The organism is Arthrobacter sp. Y81 (assembly GCF_002929335.1).
GTDB lineage: Bacteria > Actinomycetota > Actinomycetes > Actinomycetales > Micrococcaceae > Arthrobacter.
Window position 1 is genome coordinate 103,127 of record NZ_PJIL01000007.1, and the last position, 25,427, is coordinate 128,553.

Sequence of the window (25,427 nt, forward strand, 5' to 3'; positions counted from 1 at the left end):
CATCAACTGTGTGTGATCCTGTTCACATCTGTCCAATTGATTGTTTTTGAGGAATCGATCGATTTTGTCAATGACAATGCGGCCGGGTTTACGGCAGGGTTGATGCCGGGTCCGGCCATGCCGGTCAGTTGCGCGACGCCCCGTAGAGGCGGAGGCAGGTCTCCTCAAACGCCAGGGCACGCCGCGTCGGCTGCACGCCCTCAGGACGGACCAGCATCACTTCGATCGGCGGCAAATTATCCGTCAGCGTCAGCGCCACCACCTTGCCGCCGGAGTAGGTCATGTCGCTGTGGAGCCGCTGGTTCAGCAATGCGTACCCGTGGCCCTTCGCCACGAATGACCGGACCGTCTCATACCCTGCGAAACGGTGCCGGACATTGGGCACCACCCCGGCAATGACATAGAGCTGCTCGAAGTACTCCCGGCTGTGCGGCAGGTCCAGCACCACGGCGGGTTCGCCGTCGAGCTCCTTGAGTGAAATGGTCTTTTCGGGCCGTGCCGCGGCGGGATGCCCGGCATGGACCAGCACGTGCGGCGGGACTCGTTCCAGCACCTGGTACGTGAAGCCCCGACCCAGTCCGAGGCCGTACGTGAGCGCCACGTCGCACTGCCCTTCCAGCAGGGCCGTCTGGAGGCTGGCCAGGTCGGCTTCCAGGAAGGAAACCTCAACGCCCGGGTGCTGCATCTCGAATGTCTGGAGGATCGCCGGAAGCCTGAAGGGCGCCAGCGGAGCAAACACGCCCACTTTGAGCTCACCCACCAGGCTGGCCGCCAGGCCGCGGGCGGATTCGTAGAGCGAATCAGCATGCTCCAGCAACACCTTGATGTCCTGGGCAAGCTGCCGTCCGGTCGGCGTGAGGCGCAGGCCGCGCGTCCTGAGCCGCACGAACAGCTGCGTGGACAGGCTCGCTTCAAGCTGCGCCATGGCCGTGGACAGGGTGGACTGGGTCACCAGCAGCCTGTCCGCGGCCGCTGTCATGTTCTCGAGCTCCGCTACCACCGCAAAATACCGCAGCTGGGTCAGCGTAAAGGGCTTAGCCATCCGTCAATGTTCGCATTCTGCGGCATCTGCCGCGTTCGGGGGCGGGGGTGAGCCCTGATTCACAGCGCCCGGAGCCTGTGCAGCAGGAGGGCGACGTGCAGCGACGTCCGGGATTCGGCGTCGTCAAGGTCCACCGCCAGGAGCTCCTCCAACCGGGCCAGCCGGGCATACAGGGTGGGGCGGCTCAAATAGCCGCTCCGTGCCAGCGCCGCCTTGTTTCCGCCGGATTCGAGATACTGGCCCAGCAGGTCCAGGTACCCGCCGTTCCCCCGGGCCTCGGCCTGCAGCAGGCTTTCCAGTTCGGACTCCACAAACTGCTGTACGCGCGGATCGTTGCGCAGGAGCGCCAGCAGCCCCCGCAGCCGGATGTCGGTGGCCCGGTAGAACGGCTTTCCGGCACCGCGCAGCGTCGCCGCCGTTTCGGCGACGTGGGCAGCCTCATCAATGCCGGCCGCCGCCTCCAGGAGGGAACCCCGCGGACGTCCGACGCCGATGGTCCAGGCCTGTGCCGCCGCCCCCCTCAGGCGGGTGCCGCCGTCGTCCGCTGCCTGCGTACCGCCGCCCGCCTGCACCGCCAGGGCGTCCGCCAGCCGCTGCAGTGTGGCGTCCTCGAGCTGCTTCGCAGGGAGGGCAAGGATCATGCCCACCGACCCGGACTGGATACTGGCAGTCAGCGCGCTGCCCGCTGTGGACTTCACCACCTTGGCCAGCAGTTCCAGGAGGGCGCGTTCCTCCTGCTGGCCGGCCAGCGGATCGCGGGACTGTGCGCCGTCGGACGTCGGCGCAGCCTGCGCGGAGGCGCCGGTGCGGTACACAATCGGCACATAGAACGGCGAGCGCTTCAGCCCCAGGGCGCCGGCGCGCGCCAGGGCCTCCGCCTCGCTGAGCCCCCGGGGGTGGCGCAATGCGTTGAGCAGGCCGGCCTGGGCCTGCTGGCTGAGCTCGCGCCGGTCCCGCTCGGCGAGGCGGTTGATGGCAAGGGTCTGCGCCGCGCGCTCAAGCACCATGGCCGCGGTTTCCTCGTCATCCGGGGTTACCGGTAGGACCAGCCGTCCCCACAGCTGCTCCCGGACACCCACCGGAACCTGCAGCCAGTCCTCCGGACCGGTGCGCACCGTTCTCGCGGACGACGGCGTGGTCCGCGAGCGGCGCTCCCAGTCATGCAGGAGCTCTGTTGTGGCCAAGCCCTGCGCCGAGTAGGCGAGGACCAGGTGGGACAGGTCCTCCAGCACCACCGGAGCTCCGATCATCCCGGCGGCCTGCTCCACCACCCGCTCCGTTCCGGCGCTTTCCAGGCTGAGGACCGTGAAGGCCTCGTGGACGTCGCGGGCGCGTTCCACGCGCTCAAGCTGCTCCGCCACGATCATCCGGTGCACCACCTCGGTGACCTCGACGAAGCGCACCCGCCGCTGCACCACGATCACCGGCAGCGTGCATGACTTCGCCGCCGCCTGCAGCGCGGCCAGGCTGCGGTCCCGTTCCCCCACCAGTTCCACGATCAGCCCGGCGGCCGAGGATTCCTCGAGGGACCGGATGAACGACGCCGTGGCTTCCGGTTCCTTCTCCAGCTCCAATCCGGTGGTGAGCACCAGCTCGCCGCCGGAGAGAAGGCTGGAAATGTCCAGCAGCTCGCTGACGTGGACCCAGCGGACCGGTGCATCGAGGCCCGCGGCGCCGCCCGCCTCGCCGCCGAGAATCTGCGGCGAGGCAGCGCGAAGCACGGGGAGGCCAAGAATGGTGCGGAGGGTTGGCAGCATTTACACAGTGTAATGGCAGCCACATTTTCCTTTACACATCGCCCCTTATGGCGGCGGTCCTCCGGAGACAAACTGGACGCAACGCATGAAGCGACCACAAGCCACCATCTAAGGAGATTCCTTGAACATCGTCGAGCACTGGATCAACGGCAGCTACGTCCCGGCCGGCGAGCGCACGGCGCCCGTCACCAACCCCGCCACCGGAAAAGTCACCGCCCAGGTGGCACTGGCCAGCACCGAGGACAGCAACGCCGCGATCGCCGCCGCGAAGGCGGCCTTCCCGGCCTGGCGCGACACGTCCCTCGCCCGCCGCACGCAGGTCCTCTTCGCTTTCCGCGAGCTGCTCAACTCCCGCAAGGACGAGCTCGCCGCCATCATCACCTCGGAGCACGGCAAGGTCCTCGACGATGCCCTGGGCGAGGTGACCCGCGGCCAGGAAGTGGTCGAGTTCGCCTGCGGCATCCCGCATCTGCTCAAGGGCAGCTACACCGAAAACGCCTCCACGAAGGTTGACGTCCACTCCATCCGCCAGGCCCTCGGCCCGGTTGCCGTCATCAGCCCGTTCAACTTCCCGGCCATGGTTCCCATGTGGTTCTTCCCGCTCGCCATCGCCGCCGGCAACACCGTGATCATCAAGCCGAGCGAAAAGGATCCGACGGCCGCCAACTGGATGGCAGAGCTGTGGAAGGAAGCCGGGCTGCCGGACGGCGTCTTCAATGTCCTGCACGGCGACAAGGTTGCCGTGGACGCCCTCCTCACCCACCCTGACGTCAAGGCCGTTTCCTTCGTGGGCTCCACCCCGATCGCCAAGTACGTCTACCAGACCGCGACGGCCCACGGTAAGCGTGTCCAGGCCCTCGGCGGCGCCAAGAACCACATGATCGTGCTGCCGGACGCCGACCTGGACCTCGCGGCGGACGCCGCGGTCAACGCCGGTTTCGGTTCGGCCGGCGAGCGCTGCATGGCGATCTCTGCCTTGCTGGCCGTGGGCGACATCGCCGACGAACTCGTGGCCAAGATTGCCCAGCGCGCCAACTCCCTGCGCACCGGCGACGGCCTGCGCGGCTGCGACATGGGCCCCCTCGTCACGGCCCAGCACCGGGACAAGGTGGCCGGCTACGTGGATGCCGGCGAAGCGGCCGGTGCCACGATCGTCGTCGACGGCCGGACCATCTCCCCGGACGCCGAAGGTGACGGCTTCTTCGTTGGCCCCACCCTTTTCGACAACGTCACCACCGACATGTCCATTTACCAGGACGAGATCTTCGGCCCGGTCCTGTCCGTGGTCCGCGTGGACACCTATGACCAGGCACTCGAGCTGATCAACAACAACCCTTACGGCAACGGCACCGCGATCTTCACGAACGACGGCGGCGCGGCCCGCCGCTTCGAGAACGAAGTGGAGGTGGGCATGGTGGGCATCAACGTCCCCGTCCCGGTCCCGATGGCCTACTACTCGTTCGGCGGCTGGAAGAACTCACTCTTCGGCGACACCCACGCCCACGGCACCGAGGGCGTCGGCTTCTTCACCCGCGGCAAGGCCGTCACCTCCCGCTGGCTCGATCCCAGCCACGGCGGCATCAACCTCGGCTTCCCGCAGAACGCCTGACCGGCGCTCCTTCGAAAGGAACAGTCATGACTTCCACGATTGAAAGCGGCGTCCTGCCGCAGTCCGGGGACGCCGGAACGGCCCGCCGCGCCTACGACCTGGACCGCAAGCACGTCTTCCACTCCTGGTCCGCTCAGGACCTCCTGGATCCGATGGTCATCACCGCGGCCGAGGGCTCCCACGTGTGGGACGGCGACGGCAACAGGTACCTCGACTTCTCGTCCCAGCTGGTCAACACCAACATCGGCCACCAGCACCCCGCCGTCGTCGCTGCCATCGCCGCGCAGGCCGCGAAGCTGTGCACCATCGCCCCGAGCTATGTCAACGACGCCCGGTCGGAAGCCGCGCGGCTGATCGCCGAACGCACGCCGGGGGAACTGGACCGGATCTTCTTCACCAACGGCGGCGCCGACGCCAACGAACACGCCGTCCGGATGGCCCGGCTCCACACCGGCCGCCACAAGGTCCTCTCCGCCTACCGTTCGTACCACGGCGGCACCCAACTCGCGGTCAACCTCACCGGCGACCCCCGCCGCTGGCCCAGCGACACCGGCAGCACCGGCACCATCCACTTCTTCCCGCCCTACCTCTACCGCACGGCGTTCCACTCCACCACCGAAGAGGAGGAAAGCCAGCGCGCCCTGGAGCACCTCGAGCAGCTCATCACCCTCGAGGGCCCCGCCACCATCGCGGCGCTGATCCTGGAATCCATTCCCGGGACTGCCGGCATCTACATGCCGCCGCCCGGCTACCTGCAGGGCGTCCGGGAGCTGTGCACTAGGCACGGCATCGTCTTCATCGCGGACGAGGTCATGGCCGGCTTCGGCCGCACGGGCAAGTGGTTCGCCGTCGAGCATTTCGACGTCGTTCCGGACCTGCTGACCTTCGCGAAGGGCGTCAACTCCGGCTACGTCCCGCTCGGCGGCGTGGCCATCAGCCCCGAAATCGCCGCGACCTTCGGGAAGCGCGTCTACCCCGGCGGGCTCACCTACTCCGGACACCCGCTGGCCACAGCAGCCGCCGTCGCCACGATCAACACCATGGAACGCGAGGGCATCGTGGAACACGCCGCCTTCCTGGGCGAAACCGTCATCGGCCCCGCACTGGCCGGTTTTGCCGAACGGCACCCGTCAGTGGGCGAGGTCCGCGGCACCGGCGTGTTCTGGGCCATCGAGCTCGTCCGGGACCGGACCACACGGGAGCCGCTGGCGCCCTACGGCGGCTCCAGCCCGGTGATGAACGAGCTCGTCGCGGCGTGCAAATCCAAGGGCCTGCTGCCGTTCGCCAACTTCAACCGGATCCACGTGGTCCCGCCCTGCAACACCAGCGTGCAGGACACCGCGGCCGGCCTGGCCATCCTCGACGAAGTCCTGGAAATCGCCGATCAGGCCATCGCCTGACCGCTCCCGCCTGTACCGTCCAACAGCCAGGCCCCGGGTTCCCCCGCAAGTGGGGATCCGGGGCCCGGCTGCTGACCCTTGGGCGGTAAACCGCCGGGCTACGGAACGGCGGGTTAAGGAACGTCCGGGCGCTGGTCCGGCCGCTGGTCCGGGCGCTGGTCCGGCCTGTGGCCGCGCAGGTTGTCCTGGACCTTGCCGAAGAGATCCTTGATGGTGGATTCCGTGTTGGTAAGCATGTCCGGCTGGACGTAGACATTCTGCGTCGGCGGCAGGCTGTAATGCGACGGCAGCCCTCCGGCGCCGTCAACGCCCTCCAGCGCGACGGTCACTCCGCCTTCCTTGCGTGCGATGGCGCCGATCCGGCCGAACACCAGCGTGAACTCGTCCGGCTGGAAGCTGACGGTTTGCCCGATGTGTGTCCGGTTGAGCTCGCCCGCAGCTACTGCTTTCTCATTGCCGGTCCCTGAGTAGTCCATGGTCTCTCCTAAAAGGTGGATGGCAGCTTATGCCAGCAGTCTAGGGCGGGGCACGGATGCCGCATAGACCACGCTGGACGGCTGCACAATACTTTGCGGCACCATCATCACTTCATCCATTGAAAGCCGTCCCGGCCTGCGGCTTAGATGGATCTTGTCGGCGCTGACACACCAGTTGCCGCAGGGGAATCAAGCAGGCTTCTAGGAACGGGCATCGAGGAACATTGTGACGTCACAAACGAATTGGGTTGGCAGCGGACCGGGCTGGGACGACGTGCAGGTTGGGGACAGCGTGCAGCTGAGCCGGAACGGGCGCATCGAATTCACCGGTCAGGTGGACGACCGCACCGCAGCCGGTGACATCGTCTGGATCAAGTCGAGCCTTGGCCGCAGGCGGCTCTTCCACGTCGAAGACGGCTTCCAGCTCGCCGGGAGCAGCATGTGATCGCGGCAGCTGAAGACGCACTTTGTGAAGAGGACTGCCACTACTGCTCGGGGCCGGAAACAGACTAGCCGTAACGGAACTCATTTCCCCGCTAGAATTGCAGGGATCCGCCAGCCTCCTCCCGCACCAATGCCGGCGCCCGGAGCGCGCGGATCGCAGCCGGCAACGAACCAGCCTGAGGGAGGACTCGGTGCGCACTCACCACGCCCGGACTCCTTTCCATTCCCTCCGAGCGGCCATGGTTGCCGCCATGATTGTGACTCTCGGCGCGGCCGCCCACGTGGTTGGCGGCGGCGAACTGCCGGTTCCGGGCATCATGCTGGCTGTCCTGGCACTCACCGGCATGGCGGCCACCGCGGCCACCCGCCTCCGACTGAATTTTCCCGCGATGGCCGTGCTCCTGGGAGCCGGTCAGCTGGTCCTGCACGAGGCCTTCAGCGCCTTTAGCTCCCCCGCCGGGACCGTGCATGCAAACGTACCGGGGCATCACCCGGCGGCCCCGTCACTGGCCGGATTCCCGCTGGAAACCGCCGGCGCCGCCCACGTGCACCATGCCGATTCCCCCTGGGCCGCCTCCCTGATGCTGGCCGGGCATGCCCTGGCCACCCTCGCCTGTGCGCTGCTGCTAGCCAAGGGCGAGGCCGCCCTCTGGTCCCTCGCCGCGTGGCTCCGGCCCCTCGTTCAACTTCCCGAAGCGGCAATGCCCGACGTCGCCGCGGCACCTGCCGCCGCCGGCTGGCCGGCGGATTCCGCGCCGCTCCCCTGGCGCAACCTCAGGCCGGACTGCAGGCGGGGCCCGCCTGCCGCCGTCGTACTTTCCTGACACCTTTTCCTGGCTCCGGCCTGCCCGCCGAACCGCCGCTTCCGGCGGTTCCAGCGGCCCCGTGCCGCGGCACCGGACGCCCCTCCATAGTTTTGTGCACCGCCACTGGCCCCGTGCACCTTTGAAAGGCCCTCTCTTGAAAAAGTCATCACCCAAGTCCTTCCGCCGTACCCTCTCCGCAACGGCCGTGGCCGGCGGCACCGCTGCACTCATGCTGGCCGGAGTCACGGCTGCATCCGCGCACGTCGGCGTCACCCCGGACAAGACCGACGCCAACTCCTACGCGCTGCTCACCTTCGGCATTCCGCATGGCTGCGACGACTCAGGCACCACCAAGGTGACCATCACGCTCCCCGAGGAACTCAACGACGCCCAGCCCACGGTCAACCCGAACTGGACCGTGGAGAAGGTTGTGGAGCAGCTGCCGGAACCGAAGAAGCTCGCGGACGGCGCAACCATCACCAAGCGGACCAGCCAGATCGTCTACACCGCCAAGGCACCGTTGGACCCCGAACTCCGGGACGCGCTGGTGCTCTCCGTCAAGCTCCCCGACGCCGCCGGCAAGACCCTCCATTTCCCCACCCTGCAGAACTGTGAGCAGGGGCAGACGGACTGGTCCGAGATCGCCAAGGACGGCCAGGACCCGCATTCCCTCGAAGCGCCGGCACCGTCGCTCACCGTCACGGCTGCCGCCGGGGACAGCCACGGGTCGGCGTCAGAAACGCCGGCGGCCGCGGCCCACGCCTCATCCGTATCGGACGAGGGGACGGACGACGGCTCGCAGGCGCGCAGCTGGGCCGGCCTCGTAGCAGGCCTCGGCGGACTTGCCCTCGGCGGGGTGGCACTGATGCGCAGCAGGAACGGCAAGACGGCCGAGGCCCGTGTTGCAGCGGCCACTTCCGAACCCGGCGCTTCCGAACCGACTGATTCCAAGCCCGGGAAGTAGTACGCGGGATTGATGCCCGGAAATCACAATCCGGGCATCAATCCGCGGCAGCGGTCGTGGCATCGTTGACTCAGGCAACCGCGGGCATGAAGGTTGAGCCATGAGGTCTCAGCCAATTAAAAACGGTCTTGTCATCACGACGGCGGTCGCGGCCGCCGCCCTCCTGCTCACAGCATGCGGGCCCAGCCAGCCCCAGTCCCAGGGGACTCCCGAGCCGGCATCCACTTCCAGCACTCCGTCCGGTTCCTCCGCACCGGCCACAAGCCAGACGCCCAGCACCCCGCCGTCGTCGTCTTCACCCGCGGGACCCGCGCTGTGCAAGGCCGCGAACCTGACGGTGACGGACGATTCCGCCGGCGGCGGCGCCGCGGGCAGCATCAACTCGCAGCTCATCCTCACCAACTCCGGCTCTGAGCCCTGCCTCCTGAAGGGCTTCCCGGGCGTCTCCCTCACGGCGGACGCCAACGGCTCCCCCATCGGGGCTCCGGCAAAACGGGACGAGTCAGCTCCGGCAGCTGATGTCCTGCTGGCTCCCGGCCAGGCGGGAGCAGCCGCGCTGCGCTACACGCAGGCCCGCAACTATCCGGACTGCGCCGTCACTCCCGCGGCCGGCTACCGGATCTACCCGCCGGAGGACACGGCTTCGCTGTTCCTGGCGGAGCCGCGGGACGCCTGCAGCAACGCGGACATCGAACTGCTGAGCATAGGCGCGTTCCAGGCCCGCTAGGAATTCGAGGTAGCCGCCCGGCCCTGTTCCCCGGCCACGCAGCCCATGACATGATAAGTCGACTTATGAACTCTTTCGGAGTCCCGACGGTGATGTCACGGGACTGAGGAAAGGCAGGCCGGCCGATGACCTCGTTGTGGTTGGACCGCACCCACACGTTCCGCAGCGACCAGTTCCATCCCCGCAGCGCGTTTGACTCGGTGGTGGCGGGGGCCGGGCTGACCGGGCTGGTGACGGCCCTGCTCCTCGCCCGGTCAGGCAAGAAAGTGCTGGTTCTCGAAGCCAGGAGCCCGGGCGCCGTGACCACCGGCAACACCACCGCAAAGGTTTCCCTGCTGCAGGGCACTGTGCTGTCCGCGCTGAGGAACCAGTATTCGCAGAAGGTGGTGGATGCCTACGTCGAGATGAACCGCGAGGGGCAGGCCTGGCTGCTGCGGTACCTCGAGGGCCGGGGAGTGGCGTTCCAGCGCCGGGATGCCTATACGTACGCCACTTCTGAAGACGGTACCGACATCCTCCGTAAGGAAATGGCGGTTGCCCAGGCCGCCGGACTTGCTGTGGAGTATGTCCGGGAACCCGGGCTCCCTTTTCCCGTCAAAGGTGCGCTCCGCCTGGGCCGGCAGGCCCAGATCCACCCCATGGAAGTCATCGACGCCCTGGTGGATGACGTCCGCTCGCACGGAGGTCAGATCGTTTCCGGCGTGCGGCTGAACGGATTCCGGGGACTTGGCGCGCTCCTGGGTGCGGAACTCGAGGTCCAGACAGATCACGGACCCGTGCGTGCCGGGGACGTGGTGCTCGCCACGGGGACCCCGGTCCTGGACCGGGGGCTATATTTCGCCAAGCTCAAGCCGCTGCGGTCCTACGCGGCGGCCTTCGAATTGCCCGGGACAACCGCTGTCCCGGACGGTATGTTCCTGTCCGTTGAGCAGCCGATCCGATCCCTGCGCGATTATCCCGCCGACGGCCGTCGGCTCCTCCTGGTGGGAGGCAACGGGCATCCGGTGGGCCGCGCCAGGTCAACGCAGGCCTACCTCGACACACTGATCGACTGGACAACGGCGAAATTCCCCGGCGCCAGCCTCACCCACTCGTGGTCCGCCCAGGACTACCAGGCCACCAACCTGATGCCCTTCTTCGGCAAGCTGCCGCGGGGGCTGGGCCGGGTCTATTTCGCCACGGGGTACAACAAATGGGGCATGGCCAACTCCGTGGCCGCCGCCCTGGACATCACGTCCGACATCCTCGGCACCCAGCTCCCCTGGGCCAGCGTCATCCACCACCGGGTCACGTCCCCGGCCGGAGCCGCCTCGGCAGCAACCCTCAATGCGGCGGTCGCCGCCACGCTGGCCAGGGATTGGGCGCAGGTGGGACTCAAGCGCCTGGGCGAGTCACGGCAGCAGCCACCGGAGGGGGCAGGCCTGGTGTTCCGCCGCGGCCGGAAGCCCGTGGCCGTGTCCACCGTCGACGGCACCCGCTGCCAACTGTCGGCCGTCTGCACCCATCTGGGCGGGATTGTGCGCTGGAACGACAGCGAAAGATCCTGGGACTGCCCGCTCCACGGTTCCCGCTTCAGCAGCACCGGGACGGTGCTGGAAGGACCGGCCACCCGCGATCTGCGGCAGGTTGACTGACCCTGCGGGGGCCTCGCCGGAACCCGCCGGAAGTGCCGCCAATAGTGTCAGTGCGGTACGGCATGATGGAGGAATGCAGGGGAAGGACGTCGCCGGCGGGCCGTCAGGCAAGAAACAGTCGGGCGACACACCATCAGGAACGCCGGCCGGCGGGACTTCTTCCGGGCGGACCATGGACAGGTTCAGCCAGTCCACCAGGGAGTGGTTCCTCGGTGCGTTTTCCGCGCCCACACCCGCACAAAACGGGGCCTGGGACGCCATTTCGTCCGGCTCCCATGCGCTGGTGGTCGCGCCGACCGGCTCCGGCAAAACCCTCGCAGCATTCCTCTGGGCACTCGACCGCCTCCAGGCGTCCGCTCCCGCCGAGCCGGAAGCACTGCCCGGCCTGGACCCGGCTGCCAAAGGCAGGAAACCGAAGGCGCCCCGGCGCAAGACCCGCGTCCTGTACATATCACCGCTCAAGGCGCTCGGCGTCGACGTCGAGCGCAACCTCCGCGCGCCGCTGATCGGCATTACCCAGACAGCCAAACGGCTGGGCCTGCCCGCCCCGCTGATCACTGTGGGGGTCCGTTCGGGGGATACGACGACGGCGGACCGCCGCACGCTGCTCTCCCACCCGCCGGACATTCTCATCACCACCCCGGAGTCCCTGTTCCTAATGCTCACGTCCCGGGCCCGGGAAACCCTGTCCGAGGTGGACACGATCATCGTGGACGAGGTCCACGCCGTCGCTGGCACCAAGCGCGGCGCGCACCTGGCCGTGTCGCTGGAACGGCTGGATGCGCTCCTGCCCAAACCCGCGCAGCGGATCGGCCTCTCAGCCACCGTGGAGCCCCGCGAACTCGTGGCCCAGTTCCTCGCAGGATCTGCCCCGGTGGAAATCGTGGCGCCGCCGTCCAAGAAGAACTGGGACCTGACCGTGTCCGTTCCGGTGGAGGACATGTCCGATCTGCAGGGGGCCGCCGGCGCCTTCGACTCCGGCCCTGCGTCGGGGCTGCAGCCACAGGCGTCCATCTGGCCGCATGTGGAGGAGAAGATCGTGGACCTGGTGATGGCCAACCAGTCCACCATCGTGTTCGCCAATTCGCGCCGCCTCGCCGAACGCCTGACGGCCCGCCTCAACGAGATCCATGCCGAACGTGAACTGGTGGCGGCGGGCGGAGGCTGGGGCGAATTCGGCGCCGGGGCGCCGGACTTCGAATCCACGCCTTCAGCAATACAGTCCGCCGTGCCGTCGGCGGTGCCGTCCGCGGGCGCCGGCACACCGGCGTCGACGGCTACACCGGCCCACATGATGGCGCAGGCGGGCAGCACCGCAGGCGCCGATCCCGTGCTGGCGCGGGCCCACCACGGTTCCGTATCAAAGGACCAGCGCGCGCTGATCGAGGACGACCTGAAATCGGGCCGGCTGCGGTGCGTTGTCGCCACGTCCTCCCTTGAGCTCGGAATCGACATGGGCGCGGTGGACCTGGTGGTCCAGGTGGAGTCGCCGCCGTCCGTGGCCAGCGGGCTGCAGCGGGTGGGCCGCGCCGGTCACCAGGTGGGCGAAGTGTCCCAGGGCGTCCTGTTCCCCAAGCACCGTGCCGACCTCGTGCATACGGCCATTACCGTGGAGCGGATGCTCGGCGGCAAGATCGAGCGGCTTAGTGTTCCCGCCAACCCGCTGGACATCCTGGCGCAGCAGACGGTGGCGGCCACGGCCCTGGGCTCCATCGATGTGGAGGAATGGTTCTCCACGGTCCGCCGGTCCGCCCCGTTCGCTTCCCTCCCCCGGTCCGCGTTCGAGGCCACGCTGGACCTGTTGGCCGGCCGCTACCCGTCCGACGAATTCGCCGAGCTCCGGCCTAGAATCATCTGGGACCGGAACGCCGGCACCATCGAGGGCCGCCCCGGGGCGCAGCGGCTTGCCGTGACGTCCGGCGGCACCATTCCGGACCGCGGGCTCTTTGGCGTCTACATCATCGGCACCGAGGTGGAAGGCTCTGCCTCGCCTTCCAGCGAGGGCAAGGCTGCCAGTCCCGGGGCCTCCGCCGCCAAGGGTGGCCGGCGCGTGGGTGAACTCGACGAGGAGATGGTCTACGAATCCCGAGTGGGCGACATCTTCGCCCTCGGTGCCACCAGCTGGAAGATCGAGGACATCACGCACGACCGCGTCCTGGTTTCCCCGGCCTTCGGCCAGCCGGGAAAGCTCCCCTTCTGGAAGGGTGATTCGCTGGGCCGGCCGGTGGACCTGGGCCGCGCCCTGGGCGCCTTCGTGCGTGAACTGTCCGCGTCCGACGTCGGACCGGCCATGGAGCGGTGCAAGGCCAGCGGGCTTGACGACTTTGCCGCGAACAACCTGATCCAGTATTTGGCCGAACAGAAGCTGGCCACCGAAGTGGTCCCCAGCGACACCACACTCGTGGTGGAGCGGTTCCACGACGAACTGGGCGATTGGCGGGTGGTTCTGCACAGCCCCTTCGGGCTGCCCGTGCACGCGCCCTGGGCCCTCGCCGTGGGCCAGCGGCTCCACCAGCGCTACGGAATGGACGGTTCCGCGATGGCCGCGGACGACGGCATCGTGCTGCGGGTGCCCATGATGGAGGACGAACCGCCAGGCGCCGAGCTGTTCCTCTTCGAACCCGAGGAACTGGAGCAGATCGTCACGGCCGAAGTGGGTGGCAGCGCCCTCTTTGCCTCGCGCTTCCGTGAGTGTGCCGCCCGGGCGCTGCTGCTGCCCCGGCAAAACCCGGGAAAGCGGCAGCCGCTGTGGCAGCAGCGCCAACGGTCCGCGCAGTTGCTGGACGTGGCGCGGAAGTATCCGACGTTTCCCATCGTGCTGGAAACCGTGCGTGAGTGCCTTCAGGACGTCTACGATCTCCCGGCGCTGAAGGACATCGCAGCGTCCATCGAGCGGCGTGAACTGCGGATCCTCCAAACCACCACGCAGCAGCCCTCCCCGTTCGCGAAGTCCCTGCTGTTCGGCTACGTCGCACAGTTCCTCTATGAAGGCGACTCACCCCTTGCGGAGCGCCGGGCTGCCGCGCTTGCCCTGGATTCAACCCTGCTGAATGAGCTCCTGGGCCGGGTGGAGCTGCGCGAACTGCTCGACGCCAGGGTCATCGAGGCCACCGAACGGGAGCTGCAGCGGCTCGCGCCGGACCGCCGGGTGCGCGGGATGGAGGGCGTCGCGGACCTGCTGCGAATGCTCGGTCCGCTGACCCCCGAAGAAGTGGCCGCACGGCTGGAACCCGCCGCCCCGGTCGCCGAGCCGGCGGAAACCCTGGTGGTTGAGCCTGCCCCGGTGGCCGACGCCGTCTCCCACCTCACCGCCCTGCAGCGGGCCAACCGCGCACTCCGGGTGAACATCGGCGGTGCCGAGCGCTTTGCCGCCGTGGAAGATGCCGCCCGCCTGCGGGATGCCATCGGAGTGCCCCTGCCCATGGGGGTGCCGCTGGCGTTCATCGAGCCGGTGGCCGACCCCCTTGGCGACCTCGTCTCCCGCTACGCCCGCACCCACGGACCGTTCACGGCAGCTGAAGCCGCGGCAAGGCTGGGACTCGGCGTCGCCGTCGTCAGCACTGCGCTCAAGAGGCTCGCCGCGGACGGCCGCGTGGTGGAAGGAGAGTTCCGCCCGCATTCCGCGCCGCCCGAACAGGTGGCCGCCGCCGAAGACCCGGAAACGGGGGACGCTGATGCCCAGGCCCCACCCGCACCATCCGTGGTGACACTGGCCGGCACCAGTGAATGGTGTGACGCAGAGGTGCTGCGAAAATTGCGCCGCCGGTCGCTGGCGGCGCTGCGTGCCGAAGTGGAGCCCGTGGATACGGCGGCGTACGGCCGGTTCCTTCCGGCCTGGCAGAACGTCCGAATCCCGGGCCGCGGCCGGGGCCACTCAGCCCTGCGCGGGCTGGACGGCATCATCACCGCTGTCGATCAGCTCTCCGGCGTGCCGGTTCCGGCTTCGGCATGGGAACCGCTCGTCCTCGCCAGCCGGGTGGCCGACTACCAGCCCGCCATGCTGGATGAGCTGATGGCGGCCGGCGAGGTCCTCTGGTCCGGTGCAGGCGCGCTTCCCGGCAACGACGGCTGGGTGAGCCTGCACCTCGCGGACTCGGCCGAACTCACCCTGAATCCCGCGGCTGACTACGAGCCCGGGGACGCCCAGCAGCGGCTGCTGGACCATCTGCAGAACAATGGCGGCGGCTATTTCTTCCGCCAGCTGACGGACATCGCGGGCGGCCTGGACGCCGTGATGAGCGACCAGGATGTTGTGGCTGCGCTCTGGGACCTGGCGTGGGCAGGCCGCATCACCGGCGATACGTTCGCGCCCGTCCGGGCCATGATTGCCGGCGGCCACACAGCCCACCGGCAGGTTGCCCGGGCACCGCGGGCGCGCGCACCCCGGATGAGCCGGCTGGGACGCGCCCACGGCACCGGTCTGCTGGGATCTCCCGGGCTGACCGGGGGGCGCTACGGTTCGGTCACAGGTGCCGCCGCCACGCCGCCGCTGGCGGCCGGCCGGTGGTCTGCCCTGCCGTCGCCCGAACTTGACCCGACCATCCACGCCCGCGCCACGGCGGAGCTGCTGCTGGACCGGTACGGCGTCGTCACCCGCGGATCAGTCATGGCGGAGAACATCCTGGGCGGCTTTGGGCTGATGTACAAGGTCCTCGCCAGGCTGGAAGAAGCCGGACGCTGCCGCCGGGGTTATTTCATCGAGCACCTCGGCGCCGCCCAGTTTGCCGTGCCGGCCACGGTGGACCGGCTGCGCTCCTACACCGAGGACACCCAGCTGGCGAAGCCGGAGCCTGTTGCCCTGGCCCTCGCCGCGACGGACCCCGCCAATCCCTACGGCGCGGCGCTGGCCTGGCCCGCGCTCAGTGTGGAGGCCGGCAGCGGCCACCGCCCGGGGCGGAAGGCAGGAGCCCTCGTGGTCATGGTCGACGGGTTCCTGGTCCTCTACGTGGAGCGCGGTGGCAAGACACTGCTCGCCTTCGATGAAGATCCGGAAATACTCGCCGCCGCCGCGGCAGCCCTGGTGGGGGTGGTGAAGCGCGGCGCGGTGGACAAGCTCATCATGGAGAAGGTCAACGGACACGGCATCCTGGACACGCCTGCGGCAGCCGCTTTGACCCACGCCGGCGCCTATTCCACTCCGAAGGGTCTGAGAATCCGTGCCTGAAGGTGATTCCGTCTGGCGGGCGGCGGCGCAACTGCACGCAGCCCTGGCCGGACAGCAACTCACAGCCTCCGACTTCCGGGTGCCCAGATTTGCCACGCTCAAGCTGGACGGCTGGACAGTGGACGAGGTGGTTCCCCGCGGCAAGCACCTGCTGATGCGGCTCCGGGGTCCGGCGGAGGAACAGCTGACCATCCACTCCCACCTGAAGATGGAAGGCGCCTGGCAGGTCTACCCTCCCGGCGGCCGCTGGCGGAAACCGGGGTTCACGGCCCGGTGCGTGCTGCGGACCGCCACGGCGGACGCCGTCGGGTTCTCCCTCGGCATCCTGGAAGTGGTCCGAACCGCTGACGAGGACTCCGTCGTCGGCCACCTCGGGCCGGACCTCCTCGGCCCGAACTGGGACATAGCCGAGGCGGAACGGCGGCTGCTCGCTGCGCCCGACGTTCCCATCGGCGTGGCCCTCCTGGATCAGCGCAACCTGGCCGGCATCGGCAACATCTACCGCTGCGAGGCCTGCTTCCTTTCCGGCATCCATCCCGCCGCGCCTGTCTCCGAGGTAACGGACCTGCGCGCCATAATGGCCGATGCCAAGCAGTTGCTGGAGGCCAACCTGGGACCGGGTCGCCGCACCACCGTGCTCAACGCCCGCGGAGCACCGGTGGGCAGGATGGCCGGAAGGCCTGGATACTGGGTATACGGCCGCGGGCACCAGCCGTGCCTGAAATGCGGGACGCCCATCCGCCGCGGCGTGCTCGCCAAAGGCACCCACACAGGGACCGGCACCGAAGAGCGGGACATCTACTTCTGCCCGAAATGCCAGACGCCGCCGGGAACAAACGCCTGACGCAGAATGGAGCCGACGCCTCACTCAGGCGGCCGTCACCGCAGCCTCGGACTGCTCGCCTGTCCCGGGTTCGCTGGCTTCGTCGGAACCGGCGCCGACACCCTTGCCGGCACCCTCGCCGGCACGGGCCTTCCGTGCCTCCGGCACGGTGAACCGCGGCAACAGCAGCTGCACCAGCGGGCCGATGGCCAGGGCGTAAACCACAGTGCCCACCCCCACGGAGCCGCCCAGCAGCCAGCCCGTCCCCATAACGACGATTTCGATTCCGGTCCGCGAAGTACGGACCGACCAGCCGGTCCGCCGCGCCAGCCCGGTCATGAGTCCGTCGCGGGCGCCGGGGCCGAACCGTGCGCCGATGTAGCAGGCCGACGCGATCCCGTTCAGCAGCACGGCACCCGCCAACATGCCGATCTGGCCGCCAAGGTGCGAGAACTCCGGAATCAGCGCCAGCCCCACATCCGCGAAAACACCCACCAGGACGGCGTTGCACAGGGTGCCGAATCCGGGCCACTGCCGCAGCGGTATCCACAGGAGCAGGACGAGGAAACTGACAATGACAACCACGGCTCCGATGGAGAGTCCGGTTTTACCCGCCACGCCCTGATGGAAAACATCCCAGGGGTCAAGGCCAAGTCCGGCACGGATGAACATGGCCAGCGATATGCCGTACATGGCCAGGCCGGTGAACAGTTGAAGGAGTCTGCGGGTCATCATGAGATCCATCCTCTGTCAAAACTGGCCTTGTAATCCATATCCAGTTTGAGATACTGGCTACATGTCCGGCTCCCTGAACCCCACTGCACTGGCACGGCTCCTCGGCGAATGGAACCGCGGTGCGGCGCCCGCCTACCGCGAGCTGGCCGACGTCGTACGCCTCCTGGTCCTGGACGGCCGCGTACCGCTGGACATGGCGCTGCCCAGCGAGCGGGCACTGGCCGAAACCCTGGGGGTCAGCCGGACCACCGTGACCGCTGCCTACTCCAGTCTGCGTGAACAGGGATTCCTCAGCAGCCGGCAGGGCAGCCGGGGCCGGACCTGCATTCCCCGCCGGATGCCGGCGGGCAGCAGCGGCCCCGGCGGTGCCACGGACCTGATCAGCCCAAACGCCCTGGCCGGAGCGCCGGGACTAGCGCCGCCGCCCGGCCTGCTCGACCTTGCCTACGCGTCCCTGCCGGCCAGCGGCGAAGTGGTGCACCGCGCCTTCGCCGCCGCGCTGACGGAGCTCCCGGCGCTGCTTCCGGGATTTGGCTACGACGCCATTGGCATTGCACCGCTCCGTGAGGCGATCGCAGCCCGGTATTCCGACGCCGGGGTTCCCACCACGGCAGACCAGATCCTGGTGACGTCTGGCGCGCAACATGCGCTGAACATCGTGCTCCGCACCCTGGCCGGCCGGCAGGACAAGGTGCTCGTGGACCATCCCACCTATCCGCACGCCCTGGATGCCATCCGCGCCAGCGGCTGCCGGCCGGTGCCGGTGGCCCTCCCGCACGGGCACGGCTGGGACGTGGACGGTATGGAAGGCGCCATGATGCAGCAGCGCCCCAAGATGGCCTACGTCGTGCCGGACTTCCACAACCCCACCGGCCGGATGATGTCCGACCCCCAGCGCCGCAGGCTCGTTCAGGCCGCCGCCGCAGCCGGAACGGTGCTGGTGGTGGATGAGACGCTGCGCGAGCTGAATCTCGACGGCGTCGCCACGGCCCCGGTGGCGGCCTTCAGTCCCGCGGTGGTAACCATCGGATCCCTGAGCAAGTCGCACTGGGCCGGGCTGCGCACCGGCTGGATCCGGGCCGGCGGATCCCTGATCCAGCGCTTCGCCGCCGCTCGGACCACCATGGACCTGGGCGGGCCCGTGGTGGAACAGCTGGCTGCTGCGCACCTGGTCCGGTCGCTCGCGGAACCGCTGCCGGCCCGCCTGGAGGCCCTGCGCGGGAACCGGGCCGCGCTGCTCGAGCTGATCGGCGGGATCCTCCCGGACTGGCAGCCGGAACGGCCCGACGGCGGGCTGAGCATTTGGTGCCGGCTGCCGGCGCCGATCAGCACCGCACTGACGGTCATCGGCCCCGACGTTGGGGTCAGGCTGGCGGCCGGGCCCAGGTTCGGCGTGGGCGGGGCCTTCGAGCACTACCTGCGCGTCCCTTTCACTCTTCCGCCCGCGCAGTTGGAGACCGCTGTCCTGGCCATTCGCTCGGCCCAGGACAGGCTCGACGCCGCACCCCAGCTGCGGCGCAGCCTCCGGCACACGCCCGCCGTCGCCATCGCCTGACCCGGGCTGTTCGAGGGTTCCCGGAGGGTTCCCCGACGCGGGTCGGCAGCCGGGCTCCGGCGACGCGGCACCCGTCCTATGACACGCAAAGTGCTTGGCGCGCCCGGTATTCCGGTAGCGCCAGGCATTTTGCGCGTCGCCAGGCATTTTGCGAGTCGCCGGGCAGGGCAGGTCCGAACCCGGCCCGAGCTCGGGGAGCCCGCGAGTGCTACGCGTAGACCTTCTCGAGGTAGTCACCCCAGGCCTCGACTGTGGCCTCCGGATCCCCGCTGCCACTGAAATCGTGGACGGTCATTCCCACCGGGGCACCGAACACGTTGCGGCCAAAGAACCGGTACATGGTGTCCGCGGTCCGCAGGCCCAGGAAGTTCTCGTTGGAGAAGTCCGCCTGCCCCCTGAGCCGGCCGACGCCGTCGACCTCGACATCAAACGTGTCCCCCTGCGACGCGGCCTCCACGCCGAGGGCCTTCTTCAGCTGCACAAAGCCTTCCGACGTCTGGGAAGCGGCGGGGCCCTGGATGTCCGTGAACACCACGGGCTGGCCGTCGAAGTACTTCAGGTACTGCCCCAGTGTGTGGAGATAGAACTCCGTGTGCTTGCTCGCGCCGTCGTACTGCTGGTCCCAGTTTTCCGCGAAGATGCCGCTGTGCACGTAATGGAGCCGGGCCCGGCCGCCGTCGAGCGGTTCCAAGACATGCTCCAGCTGGTTGAACCAGCCGTCGGGCCCATCCATGCGCGACACCAGGTGCTGCGGGTACTCCTCGACGGTCTTCACGTCCGGCCACTGGTCAGTCGGGAACATCCAGCCGGCCGTGCCCTTGGTCACGGCTTCCCAGACACGCTCCGGGGTGCCGGGCAGCTCGGTGTCGTAAACAATCTCGAATTTACGGTCGTCAGTCATTGTCCTGCTCCTTTTCCGTTTCCCCGGACGGGGAGGTTTTGTTTGGTTGTTTGAGTGCGGGATGAAGCGCGACGACGATCCGGTGCTTCCGCCCGCCGGGCCCGCCGCCGTCGTGGTACTTGTCCACCAGCCGGGTGACCGCAACGCCGAGCTCTTCGGCAAAGGCGGCACGGTCGGCGGCGGTACGGAAGGTGATCTCGCCGTCGATCGCGAACGTTGCGAGCTTCTGCCGCGCGGCGGCCGCCCCGGCGATGAGCTTCCCCACTTCCTGGACCATGCGCCCGGCGAGCGCCAGCAGCCAGAAGGCGGAGAAGCGGTCCGCAAACCGGTGCGGATCGGGCGCCACGGAGGCCAGTGCCACGGGCGAAATGAGGTAGGACGCCGCGGTGGCCTGCAGGACGCGCTCCGTGACATTGCCCTTCCGGCGCTCCTCAACAAGCTCCACCAGGCCGTGCCGCTCCAGCGCCTTGAGGTGGTAGTTCACCTTCTGTCGCGGCAGCCCCACCTTCGCGGCGAGCTGGGTGGCCGAGCCGGGTTCCGCAAGCTCCCGGAGGATGCGGGTCCGGATGGGGTCCAGCGAGGCTTCGGCCGCCGCCGGGTCCTCGATCACTTCGATGTCCAACATGGCTTAAGTATCGTCACCGACAATTTTATTTGTCAAGAACTTTTTTACCGTCGGTGGTGAGTTCGCCGGAGTGGTGCGGGAACGCAGGAACCTGTCACACAACAGCCTGACACACAGGGAATTTCCGGCGAATCCGCAGCTGACCGGCGAACTCGACGCAGGAACTCGGCGCCGGACGAGGACGCCCGGCGTCGCAAAGTAGAATGGACCGGTGATGCAATCCCCCCTCCCCGTGCGCGACGGCGTCAACGCGACCCGCCTGCGCCTCCCGGACGAGGGGCCCTGGGACACCGCCATGGACTACATGATGCACCGCTGGGGCCACATCGACCCGCAGGGCATCGAGGACCGTTTCGACGCCGGCGAGATCGTGGGCGAGGGCGGCGTCCCGCTGGACCGGCGCACTAGGCTCGAGGACCACACCTTTATCTGGTACTACCGCACGCTCCCGCCGGAGACGCGGCTGCCCGTCGAGCTCAGCATCCTGCACCAGGACGATCACATCCTCGTGGTGGACAAACCCCACTTCCTGCCCACCACTCCTGGCGGCACCTACATCCAGGAGTCGGCCCTGGTGCGGCTCCGGAACCAGCTGAACCTCCCGGACCTGATCCCCATGCACCGCCTGGACCGGATGACGGCAGGCATCCTCCTGCTCTCCACCAACCCGGAGACCCGCGGCAACTACCAGGTCCTTTTCGAAAAACGCCAGGTCCAGAAGGAGTACGAGTGCGTGTCCGCCGCGGAACCGGCTGCGGGACATCCCGCTGTCGACTTCCCCGTGGTGGTGCGGAACCGCATGACCAAGTCCCGCAGTTACCTCCTGGCGGAGGTCATCGACGGCGAGCCCAATGCGGAAACCCGCATTGAACTGCTGAAGACGTACGACGCCGGCACTCACGCAAGTGAACCGACGCGGCGGGGGCTGTACCGGCTTGAGCCGCACTCAGGAAAAACCCACCAGCTCAGGGTCCACATGGCCTCGCTGGGGCTGGGCATCGTGAACGATGCCTTCTACCCCGACCTGCTGGACAAGGCACCGGACGACTACACCAAGCCGCTCCAGCTCCTGGCCCGCGGGATCCGCTTTGTGGACCCCATCACCAGGGAGCCGGTGGAGTACCGCAGCAGGCTTCAGCTCAGCGAAGCCCCGGCCTGAGCTGGCTGTCCCTTGCCGCCGGTGAAAATGAGGTAACTTGTGGCCATGGACCTGGCCAACGCCGACACCTGGGGAGCGGCGATCTATTTCTGGATCATCCCCATCGTCCTTGGCGATGCCATCTTCCCGCCCATCCCCTCCGAAATGGTGGTGATCACGGGCGGCGCGCTCTCCGCAGAGGGCCGCGCCAACTTCCTGCTGGTGGGCCTGCTGTCCGCCTTCGCCTCGTGGATCGGCGACGTCGTGGTGTTCCAGTTGTTCAAGCGCCGCCTCAGCCATGTCCTGGACCGGTGGCGGTGGGGCCGTAAATTCCACAGCGGCATCCACGCGGCCATCGCCAAGGCCGGGCGTTCCACCACGTACGGCGCCATCATCGGCGTCCGGTTCATTCCGGGAGGCCGGCTCGCGACGTCGGCCGCGGCGGGCATCGCCGACGTCACCACCCGGGCGTTCAGTTTCTGCGCGGCGGTGGGCGCCGTCCTCTGGGCCACCTATCTTGTAGGGCTCGGCTACTTCACGGGTTCCGCGACCAAGCTGCCGTTCTGGGCAAGCTCGCTGATCGGCGTCGCCGTCGGCTTGCTGATCGGCGGGGTGCTGGGCATTATTGTCACCCGCCGGCGCGGCAGCCGTTCGCCCGTGGACGAGCCAACCGATGACATCCGCCCTGATACCCCACCGACCTGACGCGGCACCTTCGCGCTAGACGGGAGCCCAGCGGCCGCGGCTGCGGCGGAGCACCAAAAGTGCGCCCGTCACCGCAACGCGTTCGACGGCGTCGCGCATCATTGCTGCCGATTCCCGCGCCTGGTTGTTCTCACCGCTGAACTCCGTTGCCTCCACCAGGAAGCGGAGGTTCAGTTCCGGCACCCCGCCCGCGATTTGGAGCTGGTTCGATTCCACGTGGTGCCGCGTTCCAAGGGCCTCGACGGCGGCGGCCATCACTGCCTGTGGAGCGTTTCCAGGCTTCAGCCCGGTGATCTTGAGTCTGGTCTGGAACGAAGGCATAAAAACAACCCTAGCGTCAGCGCGAACCGGCAGGTAACACCCGCAAATCAGCGTCCACGGAGCATTAGCTGCCAGTTCGCGCTAGCCGCCCGGGGAAGTGTCCGTGTCACGGACCGGGGCGGCCCAGCGTTCCTCGATGTGCCCGAACCGCCACACTCCCAGCGCCAGGATCCACGTGCAGACGAAGAGTGCGACGACGGTGTATCCGACCGAGTCCAGGTCGATGCCGCCGATGGCTGCCAGCGGGCCGGAGCTGATCCCGGCGCGTTCCACGAGGATGGAAATCAGTTCGATTGAACCGATCCCCAGGGCGACGGCGACAGACAGGGCCGTGATGACGATGTTGTAGTAGACGCGGCGGACCGGCCTCGACAGGGCCCACCCGTAGGCGAAGTTCATGAGGCAGCCGTCCAGCGAGTCCAGCAGGCTCATCCCCGCCGCGAACAGGACGGGAAGCGTCAGGATCGCGTACCAGGGCAGCGCCGAAGCGGCCGCACCGCCGGCGAGGATCAGCAGGCTGACCTCCGTGGCGGTGTCGAACCCCAGCCCGAACAGCAACCCCACCCCGTAGACCTGCCACGGACGCGTGATCAGCCGGGTGGCCCGCCCGAACACCCGGTACAGCAGTCCCGGTGCCGCCGACTGGGCGGCGAGGTCGGCCGCGCCGGCGTCGTCCCTTCGCATCCGCAGCACCGACTTGATGATGCCGCGCAGCACGGCCAGGTTCAGGATGCCTATGCACACGAGGAACAGCCCCGAGACGGCGGTCCCCACCAGCCCCAGGAAGGCATGAAGGTCAGCCGTCCCGTCCGCTGTCCGGTCAGCGAGGCCCCGGATCCCGGCCGCCAGCAGGGCGCACAGGCCGAACACCACACTTGAGTGGCCCAGCGAAAACCAGAAGCCCACGGACATGCTGCGCCTGCCTTCGGCGCGGAGCTTGCGGGTGATGTTGTCGATCGCGGCAATGTGGTCGGCGTCGAAGGCATGCCGCAAGCCCAGCGTGTAGGCCGCCACACCAAGACCAACGCCAAACGCGCCCGTTGAAGCGGCAGGGAGGTTTCCCGGGGCGACGACGCCCGCCAGCACCCCCCAGCCGAGGACGTGAAGGACGGCAACGAACGTGGCCATGCCGCCGATCGAGGCCCACTCCCGGCCCGACAGGGCACGGGTTGCGCCGCGGATTCGGCCCGGACGCGCAGCCTCCGGTTGCTTCATGGTCCAGCCTCGGGTTCCATCTGCGATTGAACTGCCATGGTGACTTCGCTGCTTTAGCGGAAGTATACGCCGGTGTCAATCCGGGTGGTTGCGTTTTATCCGGGGCGAGCCTATCTTGGCAGGAAGGAGTGCCGATCATGCACGAACTCTCTATCACGCAGAGCCTGATCGACGCCGTTCTCGACCGTACCGGAGAACGGACAGTCACTGCGGTCAACCTCCGGGTGGGGCCGTTGTCCGGTGTCCTGCCGGACGCCATGCGGTTCTGTTTTGACGTTGCGTCCGCCGGCACTCCGCTCGAGGGTGCGAGGCTCATGATCGACGAACCGCGGGGCCTGGCCCGCTGCCGGAGCTGCGACGACGAATTCGAACTGGCCGACCTGATCCTGCTGTGCCACTGCGGAAGCGCAGATGTCGAAGTCCTCCGCGGCCGTGAACTCATGCTGCTGTCGGTGGAGGTGGCTTAACAAATGTGTACAACGTGCGGATGCGGCGACGAGGCCAACACCAGGGTTTCTGCACTGCAGGAACCTGCGGTGTCCCTGCTCCAGGAACCTGCGGCGCCTGTCCATCCGCACGAGCACCCGCATGATCACGAGCACAGCCATGACCACGGGGACGGGCACGCACACGACCATGCGCACCCGCACAGCCATGACCACGGGGACCACCATCCCGAAACCATCCCGCTGGAGCAGAACCTGCTGGCCAAAAACGACCTGCTGGCGGCACGGAACCGGGGCTGGCTGGAAGGCCGGGGAATCCGGGCATTCAACGTCATGAGCTCACCCGGGGCAGGCAAGACCACCCTGCTGGTGCGCACCCTGACGGACCTCGGGGACCGGCTGCGGGCCGGGGTCATCGAAGGCGACCAGGAGACTTCCCTTGACGCGGACCGCATCCGCGCCGTGGGACGGCCCGTCATCCAGATCAACACCGGGGCCGGCTGCCACCTTGACGCCGACATGCTCCGGCGCGGCCTGGATGCCCTGGATCCGGAGACCGGGTCCACGGTGTTTATCGAAAATGTGGGCAACCTTGTCTGCCCGGCGCTGTTTGACCTTGGTGAAGCAGCCAAAGTAGTGGTCGTTTCCGTAACGGAAGGTGATGACAAACCGCACAAATACCCGCACATGTTCATGGCAGCTGACCTGGTGATCGTCAACAAGGCGGACCTGCTCCCCTACGTTGATTTCGACGTCGACGGTTTCCGGCGCCGCACCCGGCAGATCAACCCGCGTACCGAATTCCTGGTCCTTTCGGCCACCACCGGCGATGGCCTCGCCGGCTGGTATGACTGGCTCGGCGGCACCAGTTCCCGGTCATCCACCTTGACTGAATCCCTGACAGACACACTGAGCCCGTAAGGGCCTTCGAAAGAGGCAA

General features: G+C 68.1%; 22 protein-coding genes. 14 read left to right on the forward strand and 8 right to left on the reverse strand.

Going from position 1 to position 25,427, the window contains the following annotated elements:
• Window positions 1-124 precede the first annotated feature (124 nt).
• The gene (locus tag CXQ91_RS11230; RefSeq protein ID WP_104174001.1) at window positions 125-1,042 is read right to left on the reverse strand and encodes a LysR family transcriptional regulator; all 918 of its coding nucleotides are present in this window, start codon (window positions 1,040-1,042) and stop codon (window positions 125-127) included.
• A gap of 59 nt (window positions 1,043-1,101) precedes the next feature.
• Window positions 1,102-2,799, reverse strand: coding sequence for a PucR family transcriptional regulator (locus tag CXQ91_RS11235; RefSeq protein WP_104174002.1), 1,698 nt, complete (start codon window positions 2,797-2,799; stop codon window positions 1,102-1,104).
• 121 nt (window positions 2,800-2,920) lie between these two features.
• Here CXQ91_RS11235 and CXQ91_RS11240 point away from each other — a divergent pair, with 121 nt between their 5' ends.
• A complete protein-coding gene (locus CXQ91_RS11240; protein ID WP_104174003.1) occupies window positions 2,921-4,408 on the forward strand; it encodes a CoA-acylating methylmalonate-semialdehyde dehydrogenase in 1,488 nt (495 codons plus the stop codon).
• Between the two features lie 26 nt (window positions 4,409-4,434).
• The gene (locus tag CXQ91_RS11245; protein WP_104174004.1) at window positions 4,435-5,808 is read left to right on the forward strand and encodes an aspartate aminotransferase family protein; all 1,374 of its coding nucleotides are present in this window, start codon (window positions 4,435-4,437) and stop codon (window positions 5,806-5,808) included.
• Window positions 5,809-5,921: 113 nt separating this feature from the next.
• On the opposite strand, the gene CXQ91_RS11250 is transcribed toward CXQ91_RS11245, so the two are convergent.
• Complete coding sequence (locus tag CXQ91_RS11250; protein WP_104174005.1) at window positions 5,922-6,284, reverse strand: hypothetical protein; 363 nt, start codon at window positions 6,282-6,284, stop codon at window positions 5,922-5,924.
• A gap of 226 nt (window positions 6,285-6,510) precedes the next feature.
• Between CXQ91_RS11250 and CXQ91_RS11255 the strand changes: the two genes are divergently transcribed.
• The 7 genes from CXQ91_RS11255 to CXQ91_RS11285 all read left to right on the forward strand — a co-directional run bounded on the left by CXQ91_RS11255 (window position 6,511) and on the right by CXQ91_RS11285 (window position 16,867).
• Window positions 6,511-6,729: a hypothetical protein gene (locus CXQ91_RS11255; protein WP_104174006.1), complete on the forward strand. Its 219-nt coding sequence runs from the start codon at window positions 6,511-6,513 to the stop codon at window positions 6,727-6,729.
• Between the two features lie 190 nt (window positions 6,730-6,919).
• A complete protein-coding gene (locus CXQ91_RS11260) occupies window positions 6,920-7,552 on the forward strand; it encodes a hypothetical protein (RefSeq protein ID WP_104174007.1) in 633 nt (210 codons plus the stop codon).
• Between the two features lie 136 nt (window positions 7,553-7,688).
• Window positions 7,689-8,498: a YcnI family protein gene (locus CXQ91_RS11265; protein WP_258073939.1), complete on the forward strand. Its 810-nt coding sequence runs from the start codon at window positions 7,689-7,691 to the stop codon at window positions 8,496-8,498.
• Window positions 8,499-8,598: 100 nt separating this feature from the next.
• Window positions 8,599-9,225 (forward strand): DUF4232 domain-containing protein, encoded by a 627-nt coding sequence (locus CXQ91_RS11270; protein WP_104174008.1) that lies wholly within the window; start codon window positions 8,599-8,601, stop codon window positions 9,223-9,225.
• A 125-nt stretch (window positions 9,226-9,350) separates the two neighbouring features.
• Window positions 9,351-10,859, forward strand: coding sequence for an FAD-dependent oxidoreductase (locus CXQ91_RS11275; protein WP_104174009.1), 1,509 nt, complete (start codon window positions 9,351-9,353; stop codon window positions 10,857-10,859).
• A gap of 172 nt (window positions 10,860-11,031) precedes the next feature.
• A complete protein-coding gene (locus tag CXQ91_RS11280) occupies window positions 11,032-16,023 on the forward strand; it encodes an ATP-dependent helicase (protein ID WP_104174130.1) in 4,992 nt (1,663 codons plus the stop codon).
• On the forward strand, window positions 16,016-16,867 hold the full coding sequence (locus CXQ91_RS11285; protein ID WP_104174010.1) for an Fpg/Nei family DNA glycosylase: 852 nt from the start codon (window positions 16,016-16,018) through the stop codon (window positions 16,865-16,867). Before CXQ91_RS11280 ends, CXQ91_RS11285 begins: the two co-directional genes overlap by 8 nt.
• A 24-nt stretch (window positions 16,868-16,891) precedes the next feature.
• Here the strand turns inward: CXQ91_RS11285 and CXQ91_RS11290 are convergent, their stop codons facing one another.
• On the reverse strand, window positions 16,892-17,581 hold the full coding sequence (locus CXQ91_RS11290) for a YitT family protein (protein WP_258073940.1): 690 nt from the start codon (window positions 17,579-17,581) through the stop codon (window positions 16,892-16,894).
• A 61-nt stretch (window positions 17,582-17,642) separates the two neighbouring features.
• Between CXQ91_RS11290 and CXQ91_RS11295 the strand changes: the two genes are divergently transcribed.
• Entirely contained in the window at window positions 17,643-19,136 is a 1,494-nt protein-coding gene (locus tag CXQ91_RS11295) for a PLP-dependent aminotransferase family protein (RefSeq protein WP_104174011.1), read from the forward strand.
• A gap of 208 nt (window positions 19,137-19,344) precedes the next feature.
• Here CXQ91_RS11295 and CXQ91_RS11300 read toward each other — a convergent pair whose 3' ends face one another.
• On the reverse strand, window positions 19,345-20,037 hold the full coding sequence (locus CXQ91_RS11300) for an SRPBCC domain-containing protein (protein ID WP_104174012.1): 693 nt from the start codon (window positions 20,035-20,037) through the stop codon (window positions 19,345-19,347).
• Window positions 20,030-20,662 (reverse strand): helix-turn-helix domain-containing protein, encoded by a 633-nt coding sequence (locus tag CXQ91_RS11305; RefSeq protein ID WP_104174013.1) that lies wholly within the window; start codon window positions 20,660-20,662, stop codon window positions 20,030-20,032. The genes CXQ91_RS11300 and CXQ91_RS11305 overlap by 8 nt, the downstream gene beginning before the upstream one ends.
• Before the next feature lie 214 nt (window positions 20,663-20,876).
• On the opposite strand from CXQ91_RS11305, the gene CXQ91_RS11310 reads away from it, so the two are divergent.
• Together CXQ91_RS11310 and CXQ91_RS11315 are read left to right on the forward strand one after the other, a co-directional pair.
• Window positions 20,877-21,821 (forward strand): RluA family pseudouridine synthase, encoded by a 945-nt coding sequence (locus tag CXQ91_RS11310; protein WP_104174014.1) that lies wholly within the window; start codon window positions 20,877-20,879, stop codon window positions 21,819-21,821.
• Window positions 21,822-21,866: 45 nt separating this feature from the next.
• Window positions 21,867-22,505, forward strand: coding sequence for a DedA family protein (locus CXQ91_RS11315; protein ID WP_104174131.1), 639 nt, complete (start codon window positions 21,867-21,869; stop codon window positions 22,503-22,505).
• A gap of 15 nt (window positions 22,506-22,520) precedes the next feature.
• On the opposite strand, the gene CXQ91_RS11320 is transcribed toward CXQ91_RS11315, so the two are convergent.
• Window positions 22,521-22,826 carry a hypothetical protein gene (locus CXQ91_RS11320; protein ID WP_104174015.1) on the reverse strand — a complete coding sequence of 102 codons (306 nt, stop codon included), beginning with the start codon at window positions 22,824-22,826 and terminating at the stop codon, window positions 22,521-22,523.
• A gap of 81 nt (window positions 22,827-22,907) precedes the next feature.
• Window positions 22,908-24,041 carry a HoxN/HupN/NixA family nickel/cobalt transporter gene (locus CXQ91_RS11325; protein ID WP_104174016.1) on the reverse strand — a complete coding sequence of 378 codons (1,134 nt, stop codon included), beginning with the start codon at window positions 24,039-24,041 and terminating at the stop codon, window positions 22,908-22,910.
• A 137-nt stretch (window positions 24,042-24,178) separates the two neighbouring features.
• Between CXQ91_RS11325 and CXQ91_RS11330 the strand changes: the two genes are divergently transcribed.
• Together CXQ91_RS11330 and hypB are read left to right on the forward strand one after the other, a co-directional pair.
• A complete protein-coding gene (locus CXQ91_RS11330; RefSeq protein ID WP_104174132.1) occupies window positions 24,179-24,508 on the forward strand; it encodes a hydrogenase maturation nickel metallochaperone HypA in 330 nt (109 codons plus the stop codon).
• Window positions 24,509-24,511: 3 nt separating this feature from the next.
• Window positions 24,512-25,408 (forward strand): hydrogenase nickel incorporation protein HypB, encoded by an 897-nt coding sequence (gene hypB / locus CXQ91_RS11335; RefSeq protein WP_104174017.1) that lies wholly within the window; start codon window positions 24,512-24,514, stop codon window positions 25,406-25,408.
• The last annotated feature ends 19 nt before the right edge of the window (window positions 25,409-25,427 follow it).